Source organism: Solidesulfovibrio carbinolicus, from assembly GCF_004135975.1.
Classification (GTDB): Bacteria; Desulfobacterota; Desulfovibrionia; order Desulfovibrionales; family Desulfovibrionaceae; genus Solidesulfovibrio; species Solidesulfovibrio carbinolicus.
The window spans coordinates 2,404,658-2,428,830 of record NZ_CP026538.1; the positions used below are offsets into that span (position 1 = coordinate 2,404,658).

Sequence of the window (24,173 nt, forward strand, 5' to 3'; positions counted from 1 at the left end):
GGAAAAAGCGGGCCTGATTCAAGTTGAAAACCTCAAGTCTTACTTTAGCTTCTACAAAGGAGAGGCCATGTCCGCGAACGAAAGCCTTGAAATGCTGGGTCGGCGGCTGGCCGTGGCCCGGGGAGAAGCCCCGGCCGATCTGGTCATCAAAAACGCCCGGCTGGTCAACGTGCTGTCCGGCGAGATCCACGAAGCCGACGTGGCCGTGGCCGAAGGCGTGTTTGTCGGCTTTGCCGGCGGCGAAGCCAAGCAGATCATTGACGCCGACGGCGCGTACCTGTGTCCGGGATTCATCGACGGCCACATCCACATCGAATCGACCTTGCTGTCGCCGCCGGTCTTTGCCCGGGCCGTGGCCCCTCACGGCACCTGCGCCGTCATTTCCGATCCCCACGAGATCGCCAACGTGCTGGGGCTGCCCGGCATCGAATACATGCTGGCCTGCAGCCAGGACCTGCCCGTGACCTGCTATTTCATGGCCCCGTCCTGCGTGCCGGCAACGAGCATGGCCACCTCCGGGGCGCGCCTGGGGGCCATGGACGTGGCCGCCTTGTTGGCCCGCCACCCGGAGCGCATCCTGGGGCTGGCCGAGGTCATGAATTTTCCCGGTGTGGTGGCCGGCGACGAAACCATGTTGCGAAAGCTCCTGGCCGCCAAGGGGCGCGTCATCGACGGCCACGCCCCGGGCCTGACCGGCCGGGCCCTGGACGCCTACGTCGCGGCCGGGCCGCAGTCCGACCACGAATGCACGGAATTTGCCGAAGCCAAGGAAAAACTGCGCCGGGGCCTGCACATCATGATCCGCCAGGGCAGCACCGAAAAAAACCTCGATACCCTTATTGATCTCGTCACCGCCGACAATTGGAGCCAGTTTTCCCTGGTCAGCGATGACCGCGACCCCACCGACCTCAGCCGGGAAGGGCACATGAACGCGCTGGTGCGCCAAGCCGTGGTCCGGGGTGTGCCGCCGTTGCGGGCCGTGGCCATGGCCAGCCTCAACACCGCCCGCTATTTCGGCCTGCGCCGCCGGGGCGCGGTGGCTCCTGGCTACCGGGCCGATGCCGTGCTGGTGGAGGATCTGACGTCCTTTGCCATCCGCGAGGTGGTGCTTGACGGCAAGCGTCTGGCCGACTGGGAGTTCGCCGACCGGTCCTGCCTAACCCCGCCCCGGGCCATGCGCGTGGGCGGCGAGGTGTCCGAGGCCAGGCTGGCCGTGCCAGCGGTTTCGCAGCGCATGCGGGTGATCGGCGTCATCCCGGGCCAGATCGTCACCGAACACCTGGAAATGGCTCCCACGGTGCGCGACAGCCTGGCCGTGGCCGACCCCGGGCGCGATCTGGCCAAGCTCGCCGTCATCGAGCGCCACAAGGCCACCGGCAATCTGGCTCTGGGCTTCGTCAGGGGCCTGGGGCTCAAAAACGGGGCCATCGCCGGCACGGTAGCCCACGACGCCCACAATCTCATCGTGGCCGGAACCAACGACGCGGACATGGTGCTGGCTGCGCGAACGCTCATGGTTTCCGGCGGCGGCTTTGCCGTGGCCTGCGGCGGCCAGGTGCTGGCCCAATTGCGGCTGCCTGTGGCCGGGCTTATGAGCGACGCGCCCCTGGAAGTCATCCTGGACGGACTGGCCAAGCTCGACGCCGCCTTCCGGCAGGTGGCGCAGCTTGCGGCCGAAATCGAGGCCCATCCGTTCATGACCATGTCTTTTTTGTCGCTGGAGGTGATCCCGAGCCTCAAGCTCACGGACAAGGGCTTGGTGGATGTAACGGCGTTTGCGCCTGTGCCGCTGTTTATCGTGTAGGTTTTGGTTGCGCCCAGGCTTGGGGAACCCCGTATGAAGCCGCTGCGCGCCCGAAACGTCTTGTTCCGGGAATATCCCGGGGGGGAAGCTTCGGGCGCGCGTGATTCTCGTGTCTGGCTGCGGAAGACTGGGTCCGTCGGCGACAGGCACGACGAACGACGGCAAGGGGTGCGGCGAATTTGGTTCTGCGCTTAATGCTGTTTACGTTTTATCGTCATATCGTAATACAAAATGTCCCTGGATACTCTGAAGGGTCCGACGGGCTGGCTTGGACGGGTGGCCCGTATGTGTTGGGGACGTGACGCATCATGTAACATCAGGCCCGGACCATGCGCCCGTAGGCGCATGCGCTGCATTTTGCCGGTTCGTGGCAGCGGCCCGGGGATTGTCCAGGCGGAGCCTTTCTGGTTGGGCGTGGCGGCAACACCGATGGAAGATATCGTCATTCTGAGCGTCTTGTTTATTGTCTCATAATGTAAATTATGTTAACTTTACCCGGGGTAAAAAGAACTGCCGCCGCGTTTTTACCTGGAGCCATACTGTCGCCTGATCTCCAAGCGGCCAGGTTTTGCCTTAGCGACGGATCTTAGCCGGACTCAATTTTCAAGCCCTCGCAGCCGGCAATCGCTTGAATCCGGGCATCTCCAACCGGAGATCAGACAACGCGGGCCGAGCGCGGTTGACCAAGTCGATGGCTTTGCCCCCACGGCCGGAGGTTTTCCATCCGCCCTGGCAAAACTCAAGCTATCGTCCAAGCTGCGTTGTGCACATCGCAATGGTATTGAGCGGCTCGCGCCAAGCCTTCGCCCGCCCTTGGCAATGCTGACGCTGCCTCCCGGTCATGGCCGCAGCCCAACAGCCCGCATTTGGGGAATGTAGCCGGAGGATGCACCAAGTTTGCCTATTAATACACTAATATCGTTGCTGGATTGTCTAGTTCCAGGCTCAAGCGCGTGAACGCAGCCGCCAGCGGACGGCCGTCCCCCGGAGCAAAGGCGGCCTGTGGCGCATCGGCCTTGCCGTTCCAGGCGTCGAAACGGACGACAAGAACATTTTCGCCGGCCTGTCCTTGCAGATGCCAGGTTTCCCGCAGCGACGGAATAAGCCACTGGTCCGGGGTCAACCCCTGCCGCGCCACCAGCGGCCGTCCATTAAAACTGATCGAAAAGCCTTGGCCGGCAATGGGGTTGACCAGATCCACGGCGGCGGTCAGCGCGGCGGCTTCCGCCAGATGAAACCGCAGGGTCGTGACGCCGCCCAAGGCCCAACGCCATTGCCCTTCCGGCCCTGTCTCCACCGGGCCCACTCCGTCCATGGCCAGGGCCAGGCTCGCTGAATCCAGGATTTCGCGATCCAGGGTGTTGGCGTAGAGCGATATGGGCTTGAGCCGGACGGCTGCACCAGCGTTGCCGGTCATACTCGGCGACCACCTTCCGGGTTCAAGGTCGAATCGACAGCGCAATGTGGAAAAGGGGGTCTGTCGCCGCAACATGACGATGCGCCGTTCTTGCGGCTCCCCTCCCCGGCTTTCGAAGGCAACCATGGGCGGTTCGTCGTCAAAGGCGCAGGTCAGGCGCACGACGTTTCCCGCGACGGGATTCTCAAAAGGCACGTCCAGGCGGAGGAGAAGCGGACCCGCAAACGTCTTTGGTCCGTCTAAGACATAGGTGACATATCCCGGCGCGTCTCCGGTTTCCGGTACGAGCCAGCCGCCAAAAAAATTGACCAGATTGACCCCGGCCACGGCCTGGCATTGCCGGGCGAGGTCCCAGGGCGTCATGCCCAGGGTGTCATGCCAGGGAAATGCGGATCCGATGCGTGGCGGCGCGTGGCGCACGGCTGCATGGTAAACCGTGCCGCCGGCAAAGGGGGTCTTGCCGGTGATCGAGTCGAAATGCGCAAGAAATTCCGTGTCACTTGCGGCCAGGTGGCCGAAACCGTCAACGGCAACGAAGTCCACGGACACGGTCTCGGCGATGGTGACTTGGCGCTGTTGCAGCGGATTGGGCCTGACGAAATGCGCAGCATACCAGTTCACCCCGTCAAGTTCGGAAAGTTCGGAATAGGCAACCAGGGCCCCAGGCCGCAGGATGGCAGGCAGTTGCCTGGCCTGTTCTTTGTAGTTCCCGGTGTGGCTGCTCGGGGCATAGTAACGATTATCGCCAAGAAGCATCACGGCCACGACCGTTGCGGCCAGGGCGGCAGCCTCGCCCAGACGCCTTTGGCCAAGGACCGCGCTGAGGCAGGTTCCGGCCAGAAGACAAAGAAAGGGCGCGGCATAGCTGACATGCCAGGCATTGAAATAAGAATTATAGCGGGCCAGGGACAACACTGCCGCCGGCCCGAGGATTGTTCCCAAGGCCAGGAGCGCTAGACGTCGATCCCTGCGCCAGACCAAGGCCGTCCCCACTGTCGTTAGGGCCAACAATCCGCCTCTAGCCCAGGGATTGCCTCCGTACCCGCAAAAAACCTGGGAAAGCCTGTCCAGGGCCAGAAGCGCGGTTGCGGCCACGGAACCCTGGGTCAGCGTGGAAGGGCTGGAGTGAAAGAAATGCCAAGTCGCCGCCACTCCAAGACTACAGCCGCCGGCATAGAGCGCCAATTGTTTCCAGGGACGGGGAGCGGGCCGGAATACAACGTTGGCTGCGGCGAAACTCCCCTGCACGGCTAATACGAGAATGCTCAGGTAGTGCAGACAAACGTAACCGCAGGTGGCGGCGACGAGGCCGGCCGTGAGTTTCGTTCTGGGCTTCTCGACCCAGCGCAGCAGCAGCTCGGCCCCAAGCAAAGAGAGAAAAATGATCAGGCTATAGGGGCGCACCTGGCGGGAAAAAAGGAGCATCGCACCGTTGACGGTCATGAAGGCCACGGCGCAAAGCGCTGCGGCTCGGCCCACACGCGGCGCGCCCAGCACAAAGAGCAACGGCAGCGTGGCCAGTCCGGCCAGTACCGACGGCAGGCGCAGGAGAACGTCGCTTGAGCCAACAAGGAGCACCAATTTGATCAGCAGGTAAAAGGCCGGAGGATGAAGATCCTCTGTTTTGGCACGCAGCAGGATATCGCCGACCGAGGTGGTGGCGTTTAACGGAACGAGAATTTCATCCCACCACATGGAGGGAGTCTCAAGAGCATAAAAGCGCAACAGGGCGGCAACTAAGACAAGCAGCGTCAGCGGCCAGCCGCCGCTTCGCAGTATGACGGCAACCGACGGCTTGCCTTGTACAACTGGGGTGGACATAGTCATGGAGCTCCGATGCCGTTGCTTCAGGGCGCGACCAGCCGCAGGCGGCGGATGAAAAGCGCCATGGGACGGATGTCCGTCTCGGCGAAGGTAACCGTGCCATGGTTCCAGTGGCTGTAGGCAATGAGCACGTCGTTGGCTCCGGCCCGCCCGGCGATGGGTATACGCAGGCGGCGCGTCTCGCCGACGCCCAGTCCCGAGAGGTTTTCAAGAATCTGGCCGTTGGCGGCCACCACCACAGTCTGGCCGTCCAGGGTGTTGTCGAAGTCGAATTCCAGGACAAGCGCCTGGGGTTTGTCCAGCTCGAACGTCATGGCGCTGGTCGGGCCAAGGCCCCAGCGAAAGACGTTGTCCAGGCCATGCTCGATCTTGCCGAGGTTTTGCTCGCGAAGCCCCATGGCCCGTGGCGTGGAATCGAAACGGCCGGCCGGCACGATTTCCAGGTCAAAGCCCCGGAACGCGGCGGTTTCCAGGTTGCCGCCGGGATACCGGGCCGTCTGATCGGCGCAGACTGTCTCCAGACTCAATCGCATGGTTTTGTACGGGGCTTCGCGCACGATGGAGACCGTGGCCGCTTCGGCCGGGTCCGGGCCAAGGGAGGTGAAAAGCGGCACGGGCGGCTCGTCGTCGAAACGCACGGCGTAGGCCATGCGGCTGCCCTGCCCCTGGTTTTTGTACTCCAGGATGAACTGGAGCTGCTGCGGCCCGGCCGGGGCGGCGTTGTCCAGGCGGTATTCCAGGCGCGAGGGCGTATTGTTGCGGGTGGCGATGGCCTCGCCGCCCCAATAGGGGCTGATGGTCATGCCGGAAAAGGCGGTGACCTGGCGGTAGAAGGCCGGCAGCTCCATGCGCCGGCGCAAATGGTAGGGTACGGCCTCCATGCGCGGGGCTGTCTCGCGTTTGATGGGCAACTGGTAGATGGTGGCGTTCAGGACAGGCTCAGTTGACGTGATGGGACCCACGGCGGCGGCAAATTCCTCTTCGGTGCGGCCAAGATGGCCCCAAGTGCGAAACGGCGTGAAAAAGGCCAACTCGAAGTCGCCACGTTCTTCGGAAAGGTTTTGCGCACGGAAGGGGTTCACGGCCGTGAACTGGTCGAGATACCAGGAAACGGCGTTGACCGTGCCCTGGTCCGAGGCGGCGATGATCTGGCCCGGACGCAGGATGCCGGCCAGTTCCCTGGCCATGGGCTTAAAATCCGTAACAAAGACGTTGTGATGATAGCTCGTGTCTTCGTAATAGTCGCCGTAATGCTGATAATAAAGGACGCCGGCCGGAAGGGCGGCCAAGGCGGCGGCCAGGGGGACGGCCAAACCCTGGCGCGGCAGCAGACGAACGACGTGGCCGACGAGAATTGCCGCCGGGATGGTCATGTAGAGGAAATGGCGCGGCGAAAAATAGGCCGTTTTGCGCATGAGAAAAAGGACAAACGCCGGGATGAGGCAAACAAGCAGGCAGGCGGCCAGTTCCCGGGGCGTCTTGCGGGTCATGGCCCAGCCGCCGGCAACGAGCAACGCCCCGATGCCCAGCCGCAGTATCGGGTCGTCGTGGCTCCACAGCACATGGGCAGCGTATGAGGCGATAAGTCGCCCAATCTCGTCGTAGCCGGCCTTGAAGCCAAAGATGGAAAGCGTGGTCTGGCTCGGCAGAAAAAGGAAAACAAGCACCGGCAGAGCCACGGCCAGGGTGCCGGCGGCAAAAACCGCGATCTGGCGGAAGCTGACGCCCCCCCTGCCCCCGGGCCGCCACAGAAGGACCAGGATGATCCCCTCGGCCAGGGCGATATGGAAGGTGAAATAGTGGAGCAAGAAAAGCGGCACGTTGTAGGCCAGGATGGCATGCAGGTCGCGGTTTTTGCCTTGGCGCACGAAGCGCAGCAGATGGCAAAAGGACAGCAGGAACAGCAACGCGAAGATGGCGTAGGGCCGCACCTGGCGCACGTGCCAGACCTGCATGGCGCTGCCGGCCAGGAACGCGGCGGCCACAAGGCCGACCCCGCCTCCGTAGAGGCGGCCCAGGCCGCGCCAGGCGGCATAGACCAGGGCGATGCCACAAATGGCCGAGGGAAGGCGCAGGCTGGCGTCGGAAAGTCCCATCCCCTCCACGAGCTTGACGCAGAAATGGTAAAGCGGCGGATGCATCTCGCAGTGGCGCGAGAAATCGAGGATGTAGGCCAGGGGAAACCGGGCCGTTAAGGGCACGATGATTTCATCCCACCACATGGAGGGGGTTTCCAGGTGGTACAGGCGCAGGAAGGCGGCCACGGCCACGAGGCCTGCCACGGTCATTCGCCAGGGCCAGGACGAAGCCGTGTCGAAGGGGTGAGAAGCGTTTGGCTGCATGGGGCGACTGCTCTTGGGGTTCCATCAAACAGGTCGCCGCCCGGCCCGGACTGTTCCCGGTCAGCGGACGGCGACAAGAAAAACGAACCCGCCTGGGGCGGAAAACCGGCGTATCCCTCAGGCCCTGCGGGGCCAGGCGTGTCGTGTATTTTACTATAATGCCTGCGTTCGATCCTTTCGGACAAACGGGAGGACGCCATTCCCTGCAAAAAACGAAGGCATTACGGGATGCCGGCTAGCGGCGGGCGTCTTCTCCGGTCTGCTCGGCGGTCTTGCCCTGCTCCATGGCCGGGGTGCGGCTGGCTTCGAGGCGCTTGACGAACTTGTCGCGGCATTCGTAGCTGCAAAAAGCGTAGACCTTGTCGCCATCGCGGGCGCGGATGTCGGCATCGGCCGGCACATAGGTGCCGCAGACCGGGTCCTTGACCATGTCGCCGGTGGCGGCCATGCGCTTTTTGGTCTCGGCTTCCTGTTCCTTTTTCCGACCCCGGTCGCCCATGAACAGCTTATACAAAATAAACGCGGCCACCAGTAGAATGAGCCAACGGTACATAATGCTCCTTGTCGGCCCCGATTATCGGGCCGATGCCTCAATTGCCCCTACAATATTCCCGCCCTGGTTGGAAGGCATTTCCGCCAGCGCCAGGGCCACGCTTCCCCCCTGCCCGTCTGGGATGGCCAGCTCCGGGGCAAGGTCAGCCAACGGGACCAGGACGAAAGGCCGCTGCCGCAGGCGCGGATGGGGAACGGTCAGCTCAGGTTCTTCAAGGCGGACGTCGCCATACAGCAACAAATCGCAGTCCATGGTCCGGGGACCGTTTGGCCGGGCCGGATCGCGCACCCGGCCAAGCAGGGTCTCGTTGGCCAAAAGCGCCTGCAACAGCCGCTTGGGCGACCAGGAATCGCCCAAGGTCAGGGCCACGACCTGATTGAAAAACGTCGTCTGGTCGGCCTCGCCCCAGGGCTCGGTCTCGTAGACGGGGCTTGCGCCCGCCAAAAAGGCGTCCGGGAGCGCGCCGAGGCGCTCCCGGGCCAGACGAAGATTGGCCAGCCTGTCGCCCTGGTTGGAGCCCAGGCCGACATAGGCGGTTACAGCTTGGCGATGCGTGACAACGCCTCCTCCATGCGGGCGACGGGGACGGTCATGGCGATGCGGAAATAGCCCTCGCCCGGCGCGCCGAAGCCGTTGCCCGGGGTGAGCACCACGCCGGTCTCCTGGAGCACCTTGGTGACGAAGGCGGCCGAGGTGTGGCCGGCCGGGGTCTTGCACCAGAGGTAGAAGGAGGCCTTGGGCGTGCGGCAGGCGATGCCCATCTTGGCAAGGGCGGCCACGGCCTTGTCCCGGCGGTCCTTGTAGATGCCCCGGAACTGCTCGGCAAAGGGTTCACCCTGATTGAGCGCCACGATGCCGGCTTCCTGCACGGCCTGGAAGATGCCGGAGTCCACGTTTTCCTTGATCTTGCCCAGGCCCTTGACGAGTTGGGCGTTGCCCACGGCCATGCCGATGCGCCAGCCGGTCATGTTGTAGGTCTTGGACAGGGAGTGGAACTCGATGGCCACGTCCTTGGCCCCGTCGACCTCCAGGATCGACATGGGCTTTTCGGCCGGGTCATAGTACATCTCGGTGTAGGCGGCGTCGGAGACGACGATGGTGTTCGTTTCCTTGGCCTTGGCCACGAGCTTCTCGTAAAAGGCGCGCGGGGCCACGGCCGAGGTCGGGTTGTTGGGGTAGTTGACGAAGATGATCTTGGCCCGGGCCCATTCGGCGTCGGTGACGCTGTCGAGGTCGGGCAGGTAGTCGTTTTCGTCGGTGAGCGGCAGGATTTTCACTTCGCCGCCGCAAAAGCCCGTGGCCACCGGATAGACCGGGTAGTTGGGCGAGCAGACGATGACCAGATCGCCGGGATTGACGAAGGCCAGGGGAAAATGGGCGATGCCTTCCTTGGAGCCGATAAGGCTCACCACTTCCGTGGCCGGGTCCAGGGTGACGCCGAACCGGGCCTTATACCAGTCGGCCACGGCGGCGCGGAAGGTCAGCAGGCCGACGTAGTCGGGGTACTGATGGTTTTCCGGCTTGCGGGCGGCGGCGCACAGGGCGTCGATGATGCAGTCCGGGGTGGGCAGGTCCGGGTCGCCGATGCCAAGAGAAATGATGTCTACGCCGCGAGCCCGGACTTCGGCCTTGACGCGGTCGATTTCAGCGAAAAGATAGGGAGGAAGAGCGGCCACGCGGTCGGCCATGGGAAACTGGATCATGGGGGCTCCTTATGGGCGTGTGTCCCCGCCTAGGGCGGCAGGCCGGCCACAGTAAAAACGGCCCCCATTCGTGTCAAGCCGCCGCACAGGCCCCGGGACGTTTACGGATGGCCCAAATCATGCCAGAAAAGGCCCTCGCGCCATGAGCACCAACGACGCCTCCCCGGCCTCTCCCCGTCCGGCCCATCCCTGGGTCGATCGTTATATCGAGCACCTGATCGTGGCCAGGGGCCTGTCCGAGCATTCCATCGCCGCTTATTCTACCGACATCGCAGGCTTTTTAATTTTCTTAAACGACCACGGCGCGGCGCTGGAAGCCACCACCGACGAGACCGTGCTGCTCTATCTCATGCATCTGCGCTCGCGCGGGCTGGCCAGCCGGTCCCTGGCCCGCCACCTCTCGGCCTTGCGCGGCTTTTTCGCCTTTGCCGCCGACGAATCCTGGCTGCCGGCCTCGCCCGCCGCGCTCATTGAAAACCCCAAGCTGCCGCGTCTTTTGCCCGACGTGCTCTCCCGCGACGAGATGACCAGACTTCTCGACGCCCCGGATACGGCCACGCCCCTGGGCTACCGCGACCGCACCATGCTGGAGCTGCTCTACGCCGCCGGCCTGCGCGTCTCCGAACTCGTGGGCCTGACCCTGGCCGATTTCGACGCCCAGGCCGGCCTTCTGCGGGTCTTCGGCAAGGGTTCCAAGGAGCGCGTCACTCCCATCCATTCCCTGGCCATGGAGTTTCTCTCCACCTACCTCGCCAGTGTTCGCGGCGCGTTTGGTCCCAAGGACCAGCATGTGTTTCTCAACCGCTCGGGCAAGGGGCTGACCCGGCAGGCCGTGTGGAAGGGCATCAAGCGCTATGCCCTGGCCGCCCAGGTCTCCACCCGCATTTCCCCCCACAGCTTGCGCCATTCCTTTGCCACCCATCTCCTCGACGGCGGGGCCGACCTGCGCACCGTGCAGATGCTGCTGGGCCACGCCGACATCAGCGCCACCGAAATCTACACCCATGTCCAGGCCGGCCGCTTGCTGGCCGTCCACCGCGCCCACCATCCCCGGTCCCGTGACCGGGACAAAAGTTAAAGTGACGCTTTATCCATGAGTTCCCCCCAGAAGCCCGATCTGCTCCCAGCCCCCGTCATCGTCACCGGACACGCCAACGCCGATTTCGACTGCCTGGCCGCCATCATCGCCGCCGGCAAGCTCTATCCCGGCGCAACGCTCATCTTCCCGGGCAGCCAGGAAAAAAACCTGCGGCACTTTTTCATCCAAAGCGCCACCTACATGTTCAATTTCAAGAACTTCAAGGAGATTGAACCGACAAGCGTACGGCAGCTCGTCCTGGTCGATACCCGCCAACGCTCCCGCGTGCCCCATATCGAGGCGGTTTTCGACAATCCGGGCCTGGTCATCCACTGCTACGACCACCATCCCGACACCGACGAGGATGTCTCCGCCGCCCTGTCCGTGGTGAAAAACTGGGGCTCAACCACCGGCATCCTCATGGACGCCATCATGGAAAAGGGCCTGCCCCTGACCCCGGACGAGGCCACCATCCTGGGCCTTGGCATCTATGAGGATACCGGCTCCTTCACCTTCGCCTCCACCACCGAGCACGATCTGGCCGCCGCCGCCTGGCTGCGCTCTCGCGGCATGGACGTGGGCGTCATCGCCGACCTCATGACCCGGGAGCTGTCCTCGGAACAGATCACCATCATGAGCCAGCTCATCGAGACGGCGCAAACCCACGACATCAACGGCATCGAGGTGGTCATCGCCGAGGCCACCTCCGACCAGTACATCGGCGACTTCGCCCTGCTCGTCCACAAATTCCTGGACATGGAAAACCTGCGGGTGCTTTTTGCCATCGGCCTCATGAACGACCGGGTGCACCTGGTCGCCCGTTCACGCACCCCGGACGTGGACGTGGGCAAGATCTGCTCGGCCCTGGGCGGCGGCGGCCACCCCTACGCCGCCTCGGCCTCCATCAAAAACATGACCCTGACCCAGGTGCGCGAAGAGCTTTTCGGCTTGCTCTACGCCCAGATCAATCCGCAGATCCACGCCCGCCAGCTCATGAGCAAGCCGGCCGTGTCCATCGAGGACAGCGCCACCATGCGCCGGGCCGAGGAGATCATGACCCGCTACGGCTTAAAAGCCTTGCCCGTGGTGGCCAAGGGCGGCCGGCGTTGCGTGGGGGTCATTGAGCACGACATCATGGACAAAGCCATCAACCACGGCCTGGGCGAGGTGCCGGTGTCCGAATACATGATGCGCGATCCGGCCGTCATCACCCCCGACACGGACCTCTACGCCGTCATGGAAGTGATCCTCGGCCGCCGCCAGCGTCTGGCCCCGGTGGCCGAAGACGACAAGCTCGTCGGCGTCGTCACCCGCACCGATCTGGTCAACACCCTGGTCAAGGAGCCGTCCCGCATCCCGGAATCGCTTTTGCCCGAGCGCAAAAAAGACCGCAACGTGGCTGGAATGCTGCGCGAGCGCCTGCCCAAAAAGCTGCTCGCCCTGCTCAAGCAGGCCGGTGAACTCGGCCAGCAGACCGGCCACGCCGTCTACGTGGTCGGCGGCTTTGTCCGCGATCTGCTCCTCAAGCACCCCAACTTTGACGTGGATCTGGTGGTCGAGGGCGACGGTGTGGCCTATGCCGCCGAACTGGCCCGCATCTACGGCGGCCGTTACAAATCCCACCCCAAGTTCAAGACCGCCGTGGTCATCCTGCCCGACGGCCAGCGGGTGGACGTGGCCACCGCCCGCCTGGAATACTACGAATACCCGGCCGCCCTGCCCACGGTGGAACTCTCTTCCATCAAAATGGACCTGTACCGCCGGGATTTCACGGTCAACGCCCTGGCCTTGCACCTCTCGCCCGAGCGCTTCGGCGATTTGGTCGACTTCTTCGGGGCCCAGCGCGACATCAAGGACCGGGTGCTGCGGGTGCTCCACTCCTTAAGCTTCGTCGAGGACCCCACCCGCATCGTGCGCGCCATCCGTTTCAGCGAGCGCTTCGGCTTCCGCATCGGCGGCCAGACCGACCGGCTGATCAAAAACGCCGTGCGCCACAGCTTTTTCCACAAGCTCTCCGGCTCCCGGGTCATGCACGAACTGCGGCTCATTTTCGAGGAGAAAACGCCGCTGTCCTGCCTGCGCCGGATGCAGGACTACAAGCTCCTGGCCGCCATTCATCCGCTCCTGGCGCTGACGCCCTCCAAGGAAGCCGTGCTCCTGGAAGTGGAAAACGTCATTAACTGGTACCGCCTGCTCTACATCGAACCCCAGCCCCTGGTCTGGATGCTCTACTTCCTGGGGCTTTGCACGGGCCTTGACCCGGAACAGTTCGCCATCATCGCCCGCCGCCTCAACTTCTCCAAACGCCAGGCGGCCGAGATGGCCGCCCTGCGCCAGCAGATCCGCGACACCGCCCAAGGCATCTTCAACTGGGAATACCACAAGGGGCCGCCCTCGGAGCTCTATTTCCTCCTCGAACCCATGCCCCTTGAAGGCGCGCTCTACCTCATGGCCCGCAACCCCCGCGAGCCGCTGCAGAAGTACGTGTCCCTGCACCTGACCACGCTGCGCCACAAGCGGGTGGAGGTCACGGGCAACGACCTCAAGGCCTTGGGCGTCGAGGCCGGGCCGCGCTACGCCGACATCCTGCGCCGGGTGGTCGGCGCGGCTATCGACGGGCTGGCCGTGTGCCGGGCCGAACAGCTTGAACTGGCCCGCCGCCTGGCCAAGGGCGAACCCGTGGCTCCCCTCCTCGCCCGCCAACCCGGCGGCGATCGTTGCCAGTTGCCCATGGAGAGTGAGGAGAGAGAAGAAAAGATGCCGGCGGCCGGGGGGGATTATCCCCCCCGGACCCCCTAACCCGTTTCTTTATCTAGGGGGTCTGGGGGCCTCAGGCCCCAGCCGCCAAGGCATCTTCATTCTCCACGTCTCGACATTTGGCGCGCTTGGCCCTAGATTGTGGGCCTTCACGCGTCACCTTCAAGCTTGCCCAAGGATATTCCCATGCCCTGTCCCCGCTTTACCGTCACCGGTCCGGCCGATTTCGGGGCGCTTCGCGCCCTGCTCGCCACTCGCGAGGAGGCGGCCGGCGACGCCGAGGAAAAAGTCCGCCGCATCCTGGCCGACGTGGCCGAGCGCGGCGACGCCGCCCTGGTGGAACTGACCCGCGATTTCGACTGCAAGACCTTCGACGCCTCCTGTCTGCGCGTGCCCGCCGCCGACATCGAGGCCGGCAAAAACGCCATCCCCGCCGCCGACCTAGCCATCATTGAGGAAGCCGCGGCCAACATCCGCGACTTCCATGAGCGCCAGAAGGAACAGTCCTGGTGGGTTCCGTCCCCGGGCGGCACCATGCTCGGCCAGATCGTCACCCCGGTGGACGCCGCCGGGTGCTATGTGCCCGGAGGGCGCGGCGGCGAAACGCCGCTTATTTCGAGCCTGCTCATGAACGCCATCCCGGCCGCCGTGGCCGGCGTGCCGCGCATCGTGGCCGTGTCCCCGCCCCGGGCCGACGGCACGCTCAATCCCTACATCCTGGCCGCCGCCGCCGTGTGCGGCGTCACCGAGATCTACCGCCTGGGCAGCGCCTGGGCCATCGCCGCCCTGGCCTACGGCACGGAGACCATCGCCCCGGTGGACGTGGTGGTCGGGCCGGGCAACATCTACGTCACCACGGCCAAGCGCCTGCTCATCGGCCGCATCGGCATCGATATGATCGCCGGGCCAAGCGAGATCGCCATCCTGGCCGACTCCACGGCCAACCCCGAATGGCTGGCCGCCGACATGCTGTCCCAGGCCGAGCACGACCCCATGGCCGCCGCCGTGTGCTTAAGCGACGACAAGGCGCTTTTGGACGCCACCTGCGCCGAGCTGGCCAAGCAAGTGGCCGCCCTGCCCAGAAACGACATCGCCGCCGCCTCTCTCTCCCACTTCGGGGCTTTGGTCGCCGTGCCCGACCTCGACGTCGGCATGGAACTCATAAACGCCATCGCGCCTGAGCATTTCGAGCTGTGCGTGGCCGATCCCTGGGCCATGGTCGGCAAGGTGCGCCACGCCGGCGCGGTATTCATGGGGCATCACTGCCCCGAACCGGTCGGCGACTATTTCGCCGGCCCCAACCATGTGCTGCCGACCATGGGCACAGCCCGGTTCTCCTCGGCCCTGTCCGTGTCCACCTTTACCAAGAAAACCAGCCTGATTGCCGCCGCCCCGAGCTACGTGGCCGCCAACGGCCCCAAGATCGCCCGGCTGGCCAGGCTCGAAAACCTCGAAGCCCACGCCCGCAGCGTGGAATGCCGTCTGAAATAAGCAAGGAGCGCCATATATGCACGCCGTGACCGAAACCGACATCAAGGCCTACCCCCTGCGTTCCCGGGGCAAGGTGCGCGACATTTACGACCTCTCGCCGGACAGCCTGCTTTTGGTCACCACCGACCGCATCTCGGCCTATGACGTCATCATGCCCGACCCCATTCCGCTCAAGGGCGTGATCCTCAACCAGATTACGCTTTTTTGGATGGACATGTTCAAGGACATGGTTCCCAACCACCTGATCGCCTCGGACGTGGCCGAGTATCCCGCGCCGCTGGCTCCCTACGCCGCCGATCTGGCCGGCCGGTCGGTGGTGGCCAAAAAGGCCAAGCCCCTGCCCATCGAGTGCATCGTGCGCGGCTTTATCACCGGCTCGGGCCTCAAGGACTATCAGGCCACGGGTTCGGTCTGCGGCCATGCCCTGCCGCCCGGGCTGGTGGAATCGCAAATCCTGCCCGAACCCCTCTTCACCCCGTCCACCAAGGCCGATCTCGGGGCCCATGACGAAAACATCACCCTGGACACGGCCAAGGAGATGCTGGGCAGCGCGCTTTTCGCCAAGGTCGAGGTCACGAGCCTGGCCATGTACGCCAAGGCCCGGGACTACGCCCGGGAGCGCGGCATCATCATCGCCGACACCAAATTCGAGTTTGGGCTTATCGATGGCGAGCTGATCCTCATCGACGAGGTGCTGACCCCCGATTCCTCGCGGTTCTGGCCGGCCGAGGGCTATCAGGCCGGCAAGTCCCAGCCGAGTTACGACAAGCAGTACCTGCGCGACTGGCTGGTTTCCATTGGCTTCAACAAGCAGCCGCCGGCCCCGAATCTGCCCCAGGACGTCGTGGCCAAGACCCAGGAAAAGTACCTGGCGGCCTACGAGCTGCTGACCGGAAAAAAATTGGCCTAGGCAGCATTTTTTGCTTGCCAAGGCCACGGGTTCTTTGTAATTACCACCGTCTCGCGGAGAGGTGTCCGAGCGGCCGAAGGAGTACGATTGGAAATCGTATGTACCTTAACGGGTACCGAGGGTTCAAATCCCTCCCTCTCCGCCACAGTTTTCAGGGAAGTCGGATGGCGGGTGCGCCGCCAACCCCGTCAGGTCCGAAAGGAAGCAGCGGTAACGGTTGCAGCCGGGTGTCCGGCTTCCCTTAAAAGCGCGAGGCAACTCGCGCTTTTTTTTCTGCTGTTCTGGCCCGCCCAACGTCGAATATTCAGGCTTGCCATGAAAAAATCCCTCCAGAATGTCTTGTTGGTTTGTGCCTCGCTGCTTCTGGCGTTTGTGTTCGTGGAAGCTGGTGCACGATTTTGGCTGGCGCACAAATATCTTCTCGGCAATTTCAAGACGACGTCCACATTTGTCCAAAGCGATGCCGAACAGCCGGGAAATACCGATCCTCTGGGCTGGGAGACGCCCAACAGGACACACTTCTACTACGTCTACGACGAAAAATCCGACATCGTTTGGAAGTCCATATACCATTTCAACAACATGGGGCTTGTTTCCAGACGAAACTATGATCCGGTCAAAAAAACTGGCGAGTATCGAATCGCCATCATTGGCGATTCGTTTACGGCATCCGTGCAAATGATGGAGCCTTGGCCAGACCGGCTGGAGGACGTTCTTAACACGGACAAAGCCCTCAAAGACAAGCTCGGCGTCACCACGTTCAAAGTCTACAACCTTGGCATGTATGCGGCCGGTTTTCCCGATTTCGTGAATTTGGCCAGGATCGCCCAAAAGCTCAATCCAGATATGGTGATCGTCAACTTTATTGCCGCTGATTTCCCTCGATGCAACAATTGCACGACGGAAATCGACAATCCCCTCAAGGATAAAGCCAAGCAGTTGGTCAGCGGCGAAATTCCTGTCCCGATCGATGCCGAGGGCAAGGAAGTCGGCTACTTGCGCGTGTCCTGCGAACAGCCGCCAGTGGATTTTTCCAACGACACTTGCCGCCACTCGTATAATTTGTCTCTGCCGCCGGAGATTGCCGCCGATCCGACCAAGGTCCGCAAAGTGAAGCAGGAAGTGGTCAGCCGGTTTCTGCGTGGCCAACTGTTGACATCCTTTTACCCGTATTCCATAGCCATGGCCTTGGGGAAATCGCCGTCCCTGACCGACCTGCGTCATCCGGAGTGGTTCAAGGGACCGGAAACGAGAAAGCGCGAATTGACTCAGGAAGAAATCATTCTCCAGGCAGCGGACAGCATGAAAGCCATCCGCGACATGTTTCCCGGCAAGATGTTTTTCGGGATGCTCAATCCGACCTATGACGATCTGACGTGGCAGCCGGCCGAAGACACGACCAAGGCGTTGCTTGCTGCCGCGCCCTGGCTCTCGGTGAAACTGATGCGGGAATATCTGCCCAAGGACAAATCCAAGGAAGAGATGTACGCGTGGTTCTGCCTGCCCCATGACGGCCATATGAGCGACAAGGGCGGCGAGGTCTACTCCTTGGCCACGGCCCGGGTCATCGAGGAGGTCCTTGGCAAGCCCTAACCGCATCTCCTCTCAGGTCCCAGCAAACAAACGCCGGGATTTGCTGGAGTCAGCAATTGTTTTGATCCCGAACGGCGAAATGCGCCTGCGGCTTACAGGGACGCGGTCCTAGTCCGCCAGAAAGGCCAGCTCTTTTTCGGCAAAGCCCAGGGCTTCCCCGCGCAGATACCCGGCCTTGATGCCGTGGCGCAAAAGCTCTCCCAGATTCAGCGGAGCGGCCACGGGCAGGGGAAAGTGCACCCGCAGGCTTTGCGGCCGCTTGTCCACGAAGACGAAAAGCGACGCCTTGCCTAGCCCTTTTTCGGCAAAAGCCCGAGCCGCTTCCACGGCCGTGCCGCCCGAGCTCAGCACGTCGTCCACAAGGACCACGGCCCCGCCCTTTTCGCCGCCAAACACCTGGCCGGACAGCCCCTTTTCCGAGGCGTCGGCCCGAAAAAGGGCCAACGGCAGGTCGAAACGGCCGGCAAAGGCCCCGCACAGCACCGGCGAAAGCAGGCTCGACACGCTGCCCAGGGTCAACTCCCGGCCTTCCAGCCATTCCCCGAACACGTCGCCGCAAAGAGCCAGATTGGCCGACTCGCAGACGAAATGGCGCAGCGACACGTAGACATGGCTCTGGCGGCCGGATTTGAGGGTGATGGGCGCGTTTTGCACCACCACCGCCCCGGCTTCCCAGCAACGCTCCATAAGGGCCTGGGCAAGGGCGATCACTGGGCCGTCTCCCGGTGGGCGTCGTACATGGCCAGATGTTCGCGCAACATCTCCGGGATGGGCAGGCGGAGGGTGTGGTGCATGGACGGACTCCTTTGGCCGCCCGGACGGCGGCGAACTGGCGGATTGGTCCGTGTTGTGACGCCGGCCCTGGCTGCTGTCAATGCGTGGGCTTGCCTGGGCCGTCCTGGCCGGCTTTTTGTCCGGCGGCCTCAAAATATAAACTTGCCGCCACGCCCGCCAGGCAAAGGCTTCCGGCCAGGGCTATGGCCACGGGCGCGCCGAGCAGGCTGGCCGCGCCGCCGGCCAGAAGCGAACCAAAGGGGGCCATGCCGACCAGAGTGACGGCATACAGCGCCATGACCCGGCCCCGCATGGCGTCCGGGGTGCGCAATTGGAGAATGGTGTTGGAGGCGGCGAAAAAAAGAATCAGGCAAAAGCCCAGGACGGCGGCGATGACAGCCGAAAGAGCATAACTGCGGGAGGCGGCAAAGGCCATCATGCACAGCCCCACCCCAAGCCCGCAGACCGCCCGCCAACGCGACAGGCCCCGGCTTTCGCGCCGAAGGGCCAAGGTCACGGCCGCGACCACGCTGCCCGCGCCCATGGAGGCGGTCATAAAGCCCAGCTCCCGCGCGCCCTGGCCAAGGACGGCGTTGACCACCACCGGCAACAGCACCATGACCACCGACACAAACAGGCTTACCACCACCAGGGCGCTTAAGATGGCGCGAATCTTCTCGTCGCCATAGGCGTAGGCCAGCCCCTGGCGGATGGCCCCGACGGCCGGCGGACAGGCGGCCAAAGGCGCGGCCGGCGGCAGACGCATGGCGGCCAGGGCGGCGATGACGGCCAAGTAGCTGACCCCATTTAAAAAAAAGCACCAGCCCTCGCCGAGGGCGGCCACAAGCAGGCCGGCCAGGGCCGGACCGAGCACCCGGGCGCTGTTGAACATGGAGGAATTGAGCGCAATGGCGTTGTGCAGGTCGTCGCGGCCCACCATGTCCACCACAAAGGCCTGGCGCGTGGGCATCTCCACGGCGTTGACCAGGCCCAGGAAGGCGGCCAAGCCGACTACCTGCCACAGGACAGCCGTGCCGGAAAGGGCCAGCCAGGCGAGCGTCAGGGCTTGGACCATGGCGGCGGCCTGGGCCAGGATGAGGATGCGGCGCTTGTTGCCCCGGTCGGCCAGACAGCCGCCCCAAAGGCCGAAGACAAAGACCGGGATATGGCTGGCGAACCCGGTCAGCCCCAGGGCCAGGCTGGAGCCGGTCAGGCGGTAGACCAGCCAGGACACGGCCACGGACTGCATCCAGGTGCCGGTCAGGGAGATGAACTGCCCGGCGAAAAACAGCCGAAAATTGCGGTGGCGAAACGAACGCAACAGCAATTCCCGGGCTTTGGCGTTTGGAGTCGGCATGGGAAACGAAGAGACGCGCAGCGCCAGACCAATGAAGACATGGCCTGGCGGCGCGCTAGGCGCTGGACGTGCCGTTTTCCTGGGGCTGGGTGAACAGCGTATGTAAAAGACGCATGCTGGCGGTGACGAGTTCCACGTCGTCCGGTTCCAGCCGGGCGAGCTTGGCGGCAAAGGAGGCCTTCACCGCTTCCCGGGCCTTGGCCAGGATGGCGTAGCCGGCCTCGGTCAAGCCCAGGCGTACCCGGCGACGGTCCTGGGCATCCGGTGTGCGTTCGATAAGGCCCCGGTAGGTCAGGGTATCGACGAGCTTGGACATGGAGGGCAGGGAGACGCCGATGTACTCGGCCAGATCGGTGAGGTTGGAGCCGGGATTGTGCCGTAAAAAAGCCAGGCTCCGCAGCTCCGGCACGCGCAGGTCCGGGGCGCTCTGGCTGCGCATGGTGCGCCGCAGATCCTGCATAATAAGCGGCATGACATCGAGCAGCTCGCGGGCGCAGGTGTCGAGTGGATCGGTCATGGCGGTATCCTTGGGATTAATAGTTAGCTTTAGAAACAGTAAGTCGCGGACAGGACCGCGTCAAGGCCGCTTTACGAGGATGACAACAAGTCGTCGTCCATGTGGGAGGCCGGCGGCAACCCCAGGCTCCGGCAGACCGTGGCGGCCAGACGGGTTTGGGACACGCCGTCGGCTGCGGCCAGGGGCAGGTTGGAAAAAAGCGAACCCGGCACGAAGGCCGCGTCCACGCAGTGGTCGCCGGACCATTTCTGGCGGTTGTCGGCAAAGACCTCGCCGCCTGTGCCGCCGATGACCGAGGTCCAGGCCAGGCGGTACGGCGGCCGGCAGCCGACGATGAGGTCAGGAGCTTCCCCGGCCAGAGGGCCGCTGTAGAGGGCTTCCCGGCGGTGGACGGCGGCGATGGGCGAGGCCGGACCGTCGGCCAGGGCGTTCAGGCGGGCGGCCAGTTCCCCGGCCAGGGCGTCGGCCTCGCCCGGCGGCACGATGCCTTGCTGTTCGCGACCGGCCACATTGAGGCACACCGAGCCGAAACCCAGGGCAAAGGCCCGGGTGGCCGACCAGTCCACATGGCGGAACAGTTCCCCGCTGTCGGCCGGGTCGTGGGGCTTAAGCTTCATGTAGCCTTGGCGCACGAGCCAGGCGTTGAGGCTGATGGAGCGGGTGTAGGAACAAAAACCGTGATCCGAGCAGACGAAAAGCGCCGTGTCGTCCCCGGCCGCGTCCATGACCTTGCCCACCACGGCGTCCATGCGGGCCAGGTGGTCGTCGATGACCGGCCCCAGGCGCGCCGCCTCGGCCGCGTCATAGAGCGGATGCGTCTGGTCGGCCAGCCGCCAAAAACAGTGCTGGATGCGGTCGGAAGTATCGAAGACCACGGAAAGCAGGCCCTCGCGAAACCGGCCCAGCTCAAAGTCGAGCATGGCCTCGCGCTCGCGAGTCACGTCGTCGCACAAAGCCAAAAAGGCCTCGTCGGTCATGACGCCGTCAGTGAGTCCCTTGGTCTCCTCGGGCATACCCAGGGTGGAATAGGGGCCGCCAAGCGCGTCGGCCAGCTCGGCGGCGTAGCCGGCCGGCGCGGCGATGGGCAGGCAGGGCGCGGCCGGGTCGATCTGGATGGGGCCGAGGTAGAGTTCCAAGGGGTCCAGTCGGCCCAGCCACAGCCGGACCAGACCAGCCACGGGACTGCCCTGCCCGGTTTCAAAGCGCACGGCAAGATACGGCGACCACTGCCCCGGCCCAAGGCTGCCGGATTGGCCGCCAAGGGTGTAGTCTAGCCGCCCGGCTTGACGTGCCAGGGCCAGGGGGGCCACGGCCGGGGTCTTGCGGCCGGCGACCACGGCCATGGGGCCTTCCACGGCTAGCGTCGCCTTGCCGTCATTAAACCGCACGGGCACGAAACGGCCCCGACCAGCTTGGCCGGCCGCCTCTTCGGCATACTGAACGTAGTTGCCAAGCCGCCCCTTGACGTCGGGCGCGCCGAGACCGGACAGGACCGTGGCCTGGCCAAAAGTCGGCGGGTAGCTCACCGGCCAGCGCACCACGGTGGTGGGCAGCCCGGCCTTGGCCGCGACCTCGAAAAAGGTCTCGCAGTCGTTGGCCGGAAGCGGCACGCCGCCCGGGCCGGGCCGGGTCAGCGACAGGCGCGGCAGATATGTTCCCGGGGCACGCACGATGAAATCGAAAATGCCGTGGTGGCCGGGATTGGTTCCGGTGGCCAGGCTTGTCCAGGCCACCGGACTCTGAGCCGGGTTGGACGTGGCCAGGGAAACGAAACGCCCCCCAGACGCCAGCCGGGCGAGATGGGGCAGTTGGCCGGCGGCCATAAGGCGGCGGCACAGTCCCGGATCAAGTCCGTCGATGCCAAGGACGAGGGCTTTGCGAAAGGGCTTTGGCGACATGGAGTTCCTGTTTGGCGACGATTTAGCTGTCGAAAACGGTTCTCCGCATAGCAAAAAACGCTTCGTCTGCCCAGCCCCGAAAAAGTCCCGGGATCAGGCCCGGCCGGACAGATAGGCCAAAGCGCGCATGGCCGCCGCCCGCCCTTCGGCCACGGATTCGTCCAGGGGTTTGGGGCCAAGGCACAGACCGGCGGCAAAAAGGCCCGGCTGGGGCAGGTCCACCGGCGCGAACACGGGATGGGCGGCAATAAAAAAGCCCAGGTGGCCGCGCGGCAGGTCAAAAAGACCGGCCAGCTCGTCCAGGCCCGATGGGACCAGGGGCGCGGCCAGGATGACCACATCGGGCCGCAACCGGACCTCGCGGCCGAGCAGCCGGTCGAAACCGGCCACGACGAGGTCCGGCCCCAACCGCTCCACCTGGGCCGGCGAAGCGTCGTCGTAGCGAAAAAAGGCCACGCCCAGGCGTCTGGCTTCGGTATACAGGGATTCGAACCGGCCGTAGGCGGTGACGTCGCGGTGAAACACGGCCACCTGGGCGTCGGGCCGGGCTTTTTTGAGTTCCACGGCCGCTTGCAGGGCCTGGGCGCAGCAGGTTCGGGCGCAGGCGTCGTAGCCCCCCTGCCCTTGGCGCGAACCCACACACTGGATGAAGGCGGCCAGCCGTGGCGCTTCGTCCGGGCCGGGGTGCAGCCGCCGCCAGTTCTCAAACTCGAGCTGGGTCATGACGCGTGGATCGCGGCCGTAGAGATGGCTGTCCACCCGGGCTTCGGCCCCGCCCAGGGCCAGCACTGCCGCGCCAAAGGCGATGAGCCGTTGGCCCGAAGGCGTGTGCGCCTCGCCTGTCCAGTCGCCGGCCCGGCCCGTGAGACCGACCAGCCGAGCGCCGCACAGCACCTCGATGTTGGGATGGGCCGTGACCGCCTCGGCCATGGCGGCCACGGCTTGCCGGGTGTCGCTGCCCTTCCAGACCGTCGGATGCTTGCGGGGATTGCCGCCTAGCGCCTCGGCTTTTTCCAGAAGCACGACCGGAACGCCACCCTCGGCCAGCCCCAGGGAACAAGCCAGTCCGGCCGCGCCGCCGCCGACCACCAGCACGGCCGGCGTGTCGCGCCGTGGGTTCGGCACGGGAGCGCAGGCCAAGGCCTCCAGGGCGGCGGCCGAACCTTGCACCGTGGCCATGGCCGCGTCGGCCGGGCCGGACGCGCCGCCGGCCACGAACACGCCCGGCCGGTTGGTCACGGCCGGGGCAAAAGGGTTTGTCGGCACAAACCCCTGCTTGTCCGTCTCCAGGCCGCAGGCCGCCGCCAACTCCCGGCCCTGGGGCGAAGGGCCAAGGCCCACGGCCAACACGGCCAGATCGACCTGCTCAAGGACTTCGGCGCCCTGCTCATCGACAAGGCGAAAGATCACGCCCCGCCCCTCCGGGCCGGCCTCCAAGGTATGGGGCCGGGCATGGCGCACGGCCGCGCCCGAGGCTTCGGCGGCGTTGGCCAGAGCTTGCCCTCCCGGGGCATGGACGCGCAGATCCATGGCATAGATGGTCCGCCGGGTTTCGGGCAAGGCCAGGGCCTGGCGCAGGGAAACAGCGCAACACAGGCTGGAGCAGGCCGGGCGCTCCTCCGGGCGGCGCATCCGCGAGCCCACGCATTGAATAAAGGCCACTGAAGCCGGCGACGCGTCGTCGGAGGGCCGCCGCACACGGCCGGCCGCCAACATGGTTTCCAGTGCAATGCTGGTGATGACGTCGGCGACCGGGCCGTGGCCGAAAAAGTCGAGTCCGCCCGGATGGTACGGAACAAGGCCCGTGGCCAGGATCAAGACGGTGGCGCGCAGTTTCAACACTCCCGCTTCGCCGGCTTGCCGGATCGTGAGCACAAGGTCTCTGGGGCTGCCGGTGACACCCAGCAGGCGGCAGCCGGCCAGCAGGCGGATGCGCGGCTGGGCGGCCACGGCCTGGGCCAGGGCGTCCAGGGCCGGCCCGGCCGGTTGCCCGGTCTGGACCAGGGCGGCCAGATGTCTGGCCGCGCCGCCAAGCATCGGCCCGGCCTCAATGAGCAGAACGTCATGCCCGGCGGCAGCCAGATCCAGGGCGGCGCGCAGGCCGGCCGGTCCGCCGCCGGCCACGGCCACAGGCAGGATGTCTTGGGGCTCCATA

The 24,173-nt window shown here is 64.7% G+C and carries 16 protein-coding genes, 1 tRNA gene and 1 other RNA gene; 8 read left to right on the forward strand and 10 right to left on the reverse strand.

Features of this window, described 5'->3' with window-relative positions; all coding sequences use genetic code 11:
* Positions 1–67: 67 nt before the first annotated feature.
* Entirely contained in the window at positions 68–1,804 is a 1,737-nt protein-coding gene (ade, locus tag C3Y92_RS10760) for an adenine deaminase (protein WP_129352392.1), read from the forward strand.
* 904 nt (positions 1,805–2,708) lie between these two features.
* Here the strand turns inward: ade and C3Y92_RS10765 are convergent.
* The 5 genes from C3Y92_RS10765 to C3Y92_RS10785 form a co-directional block, all read right to left on the reverse strand.
* Positions 2,709–5,042, reverse strand: coding sequence for a glycosyltransferase family 39 protein (locus tag C3Y92_RS10765; protein WP_165352106.1), 2,334 nt, complete (start codon positions 5,040–5,042; stop codon positions 2,709–2,711).
* 26 nt (positions 5,043–5,068) lie between these two features.
* Positions 5,069–7,333 (reverse strand): glycosyltransferase family 39 protein, encoded by a 2,265-nt coding sequence (locus tag C3Y92_RS10770; RefSeq protein ID WP_235669459.1) that lies wholly within the window; start codon positions 7,331–7,333, stop codon positions 5,069–5,071.
* Positions 7,334–7,622: 289 nt separating this feature from the next.
* Positions 7,623–7,940, reverse strand: a complete 318-nt coding sequence (locus C3Y92_RS10775; protein ID WP_129352398.1) for a YHS domain-containing protein — start codon at positions 7,938–7,940, stop codon at positions 7,623–7,625.
* Positions 7,941–7,961: 21 nt separating this feature from the next.
* Positions 7,962–8,462, reverse strand: a complete 501-nt coding sequence (gene folK / locus C3Y92_RS10780; RefSeq protein WP_129355862.1) for a 2-amino-4-hydroxy-6-hydroxymethyldihydropteridine diphosphokinase — start codon at positions 8,460–8,462, stop codon at positions 7,962–7,964.
* Positions 8,463–8,476: 14 nt separating this feature from the next.
* Positions 8,477–9,643, reverse strand: a complete 1,167-nt coding sequence (locus C3Y92_RS10785; RefSeq protein ID WP_129352400.1) for an LL-diaminopimelate aminotransferase — start codon at positions 9,641–9,643, stop codon at positions 8,477–8,479.
* Between the two features lie 142 nt (positions 9,644–9,785).
* Here C3Y92_RS10785 and xerD point away from each other — a divergent pair, with 142 nt between their 5' ends.
* From xerD to C3Y92_RS10820, 7 genes are all read left to right on the forward strand, one after another.
* Positions 9,786–10,721: a site-specific tyrosine recombinase XerD gene (xerD, locus tag C3Y92_RS10790; protein ID WP_129352402.1), complete on the forward strand. Its 936-nt coding sequence runs from the start codon at positions 9,786–9,788 to the stop codon at positions 10,719–10,721.
* A 15-nt stretch (positions 10,722–10,736) separates the two neighbouring features.
* Entirely contained in the window at positions 10,737–13,520 is a 2,784-nt protein-coding gene (locus C3Y92_RS10795; RefSeq protein ID WP_129352404.1) for a CBS domain-containing protein, read from the forward strand.
* A gap of 144 nt (positions 13,521–13,664) precedes the next feature.
* Positions 13,665–14,969 carry a histidinol dehydrogenase gene (hisD, locus tag C3Y92_RS10800; protein WP_129352406.1) on the forward strand — a complete coding sequence of 435 codons (1,305 nt, stop codon included), beginning with the start codon at positions 13,665–13,667 and terminating at the stop codon, positions 14,967–14,969.
* 16 nt (positions 14,970–14,985) lie between these two features.
* Complete coding sequence (locus C3Y92_RS10805) at positions 14,986–15,879, forward strand: phosphoribosylaminoimidazolesuccinocarboxamide synthase (protein ID WP_129352408.1); 894 nt, start codon at positions 14,986–14,988, stop codon at positions 15,877–15,879.
* 55 nt (positions 15,880–15,934) lie between these two features.
* Positions 15,935–16,024, forward strand: a tRNA-Ser gene (locus tag C3Y92_RS10810).
* Positions 16,025–16,030: 6 nt separating this feature from the next.
* Positions 16,031–16,126: signal recognition particle sRNA small type (gene ffs, locus C3Y92_RS10815), an RNA gene on the forward strand.
* A 68-nt stretch (positions 16,127–16,194) separates the two neighbouring features.
* Positions 16,195–17,472, forward strand: a complete 1,278-nt coding sequence (locus C3Y92_RS10820; protein ID WP_129352410.1) for an SGNH/GDSL hydrolase family protein — start codon at positions 16,195–16,197, stop codon at positions 17,470–17,472.
* A gap of 108 nt (positions 17,473–17,580) precedes the next feature.
* Here the strand turns inward: C3Y92_RS10820 and C3Y92_RS10825 are convergent, their stop codons facing one another.
* From C3Y92_RS10825 to C3Y92_RS10845, 5 genes are all read right to left on the reverse strand, one after another.
* Positions 17,581–18,183, reverse strand: coding sequence for a phosphoribosyltransferase family protein (locus C3Y92_RS10825; RefSeq protein ID WP_129352412.1), 603 nt, complete (start codon positions 18,181–18,183; stop codon positions 17,581–17,583).
* 160 nt (positions 18,184–18,343) lie between these two features.
* The gene (locus tag C3Y92_RS10830) at positions 18,344–19,567 is read right to left on the reverse strand and encodes an MFS transporter (protein ID WP_235669460.1); all 1,224 of its coding nucleotides are present in this window, start codon (positions 19,565–19,567) and stop codon (positions 18,344–18,346) included.
* Positions 19,568–19,658: 91 nt separating this feature from the next.
* Complete coding sequence (locus tag C3Y92_RS10835) at positions 19,659–20,120, reverse strand: MarR family winged helix-turn-helix transcriptional regulator (RefSeq protein WP_129352416.1); 462 nt, start codon at positions 20,118–20,120, stop codon at positions 19,659–19,661.
* A gap of 71 nt (positions 20,121–20,191) precedes the next feature.
* A complete protein-coding gene (locus tag C3Y92_RS10840; protein WP_129352418.1) occupies positions 20,192–22,018 on the reverse strand; it encodes an alkaline phosphatase family protein in 1,827 nt (608 codons plus the stop codon).
* A gap of 93 nt (positions 22,019–22,111) precedes the next feature.
* A complete protein-coding gene (locus C3Y92_RS10845) occupies positions 22,112–24,172 on the reverse strand; it encodes an FAD-dependent oxidoreductase (RefSeq protein WP_129352420.1) in 2,061 nt (686 codons plus the stop codon).
* Between the last annotated feature and the right edge of the window lies 1 nt (position 24,173).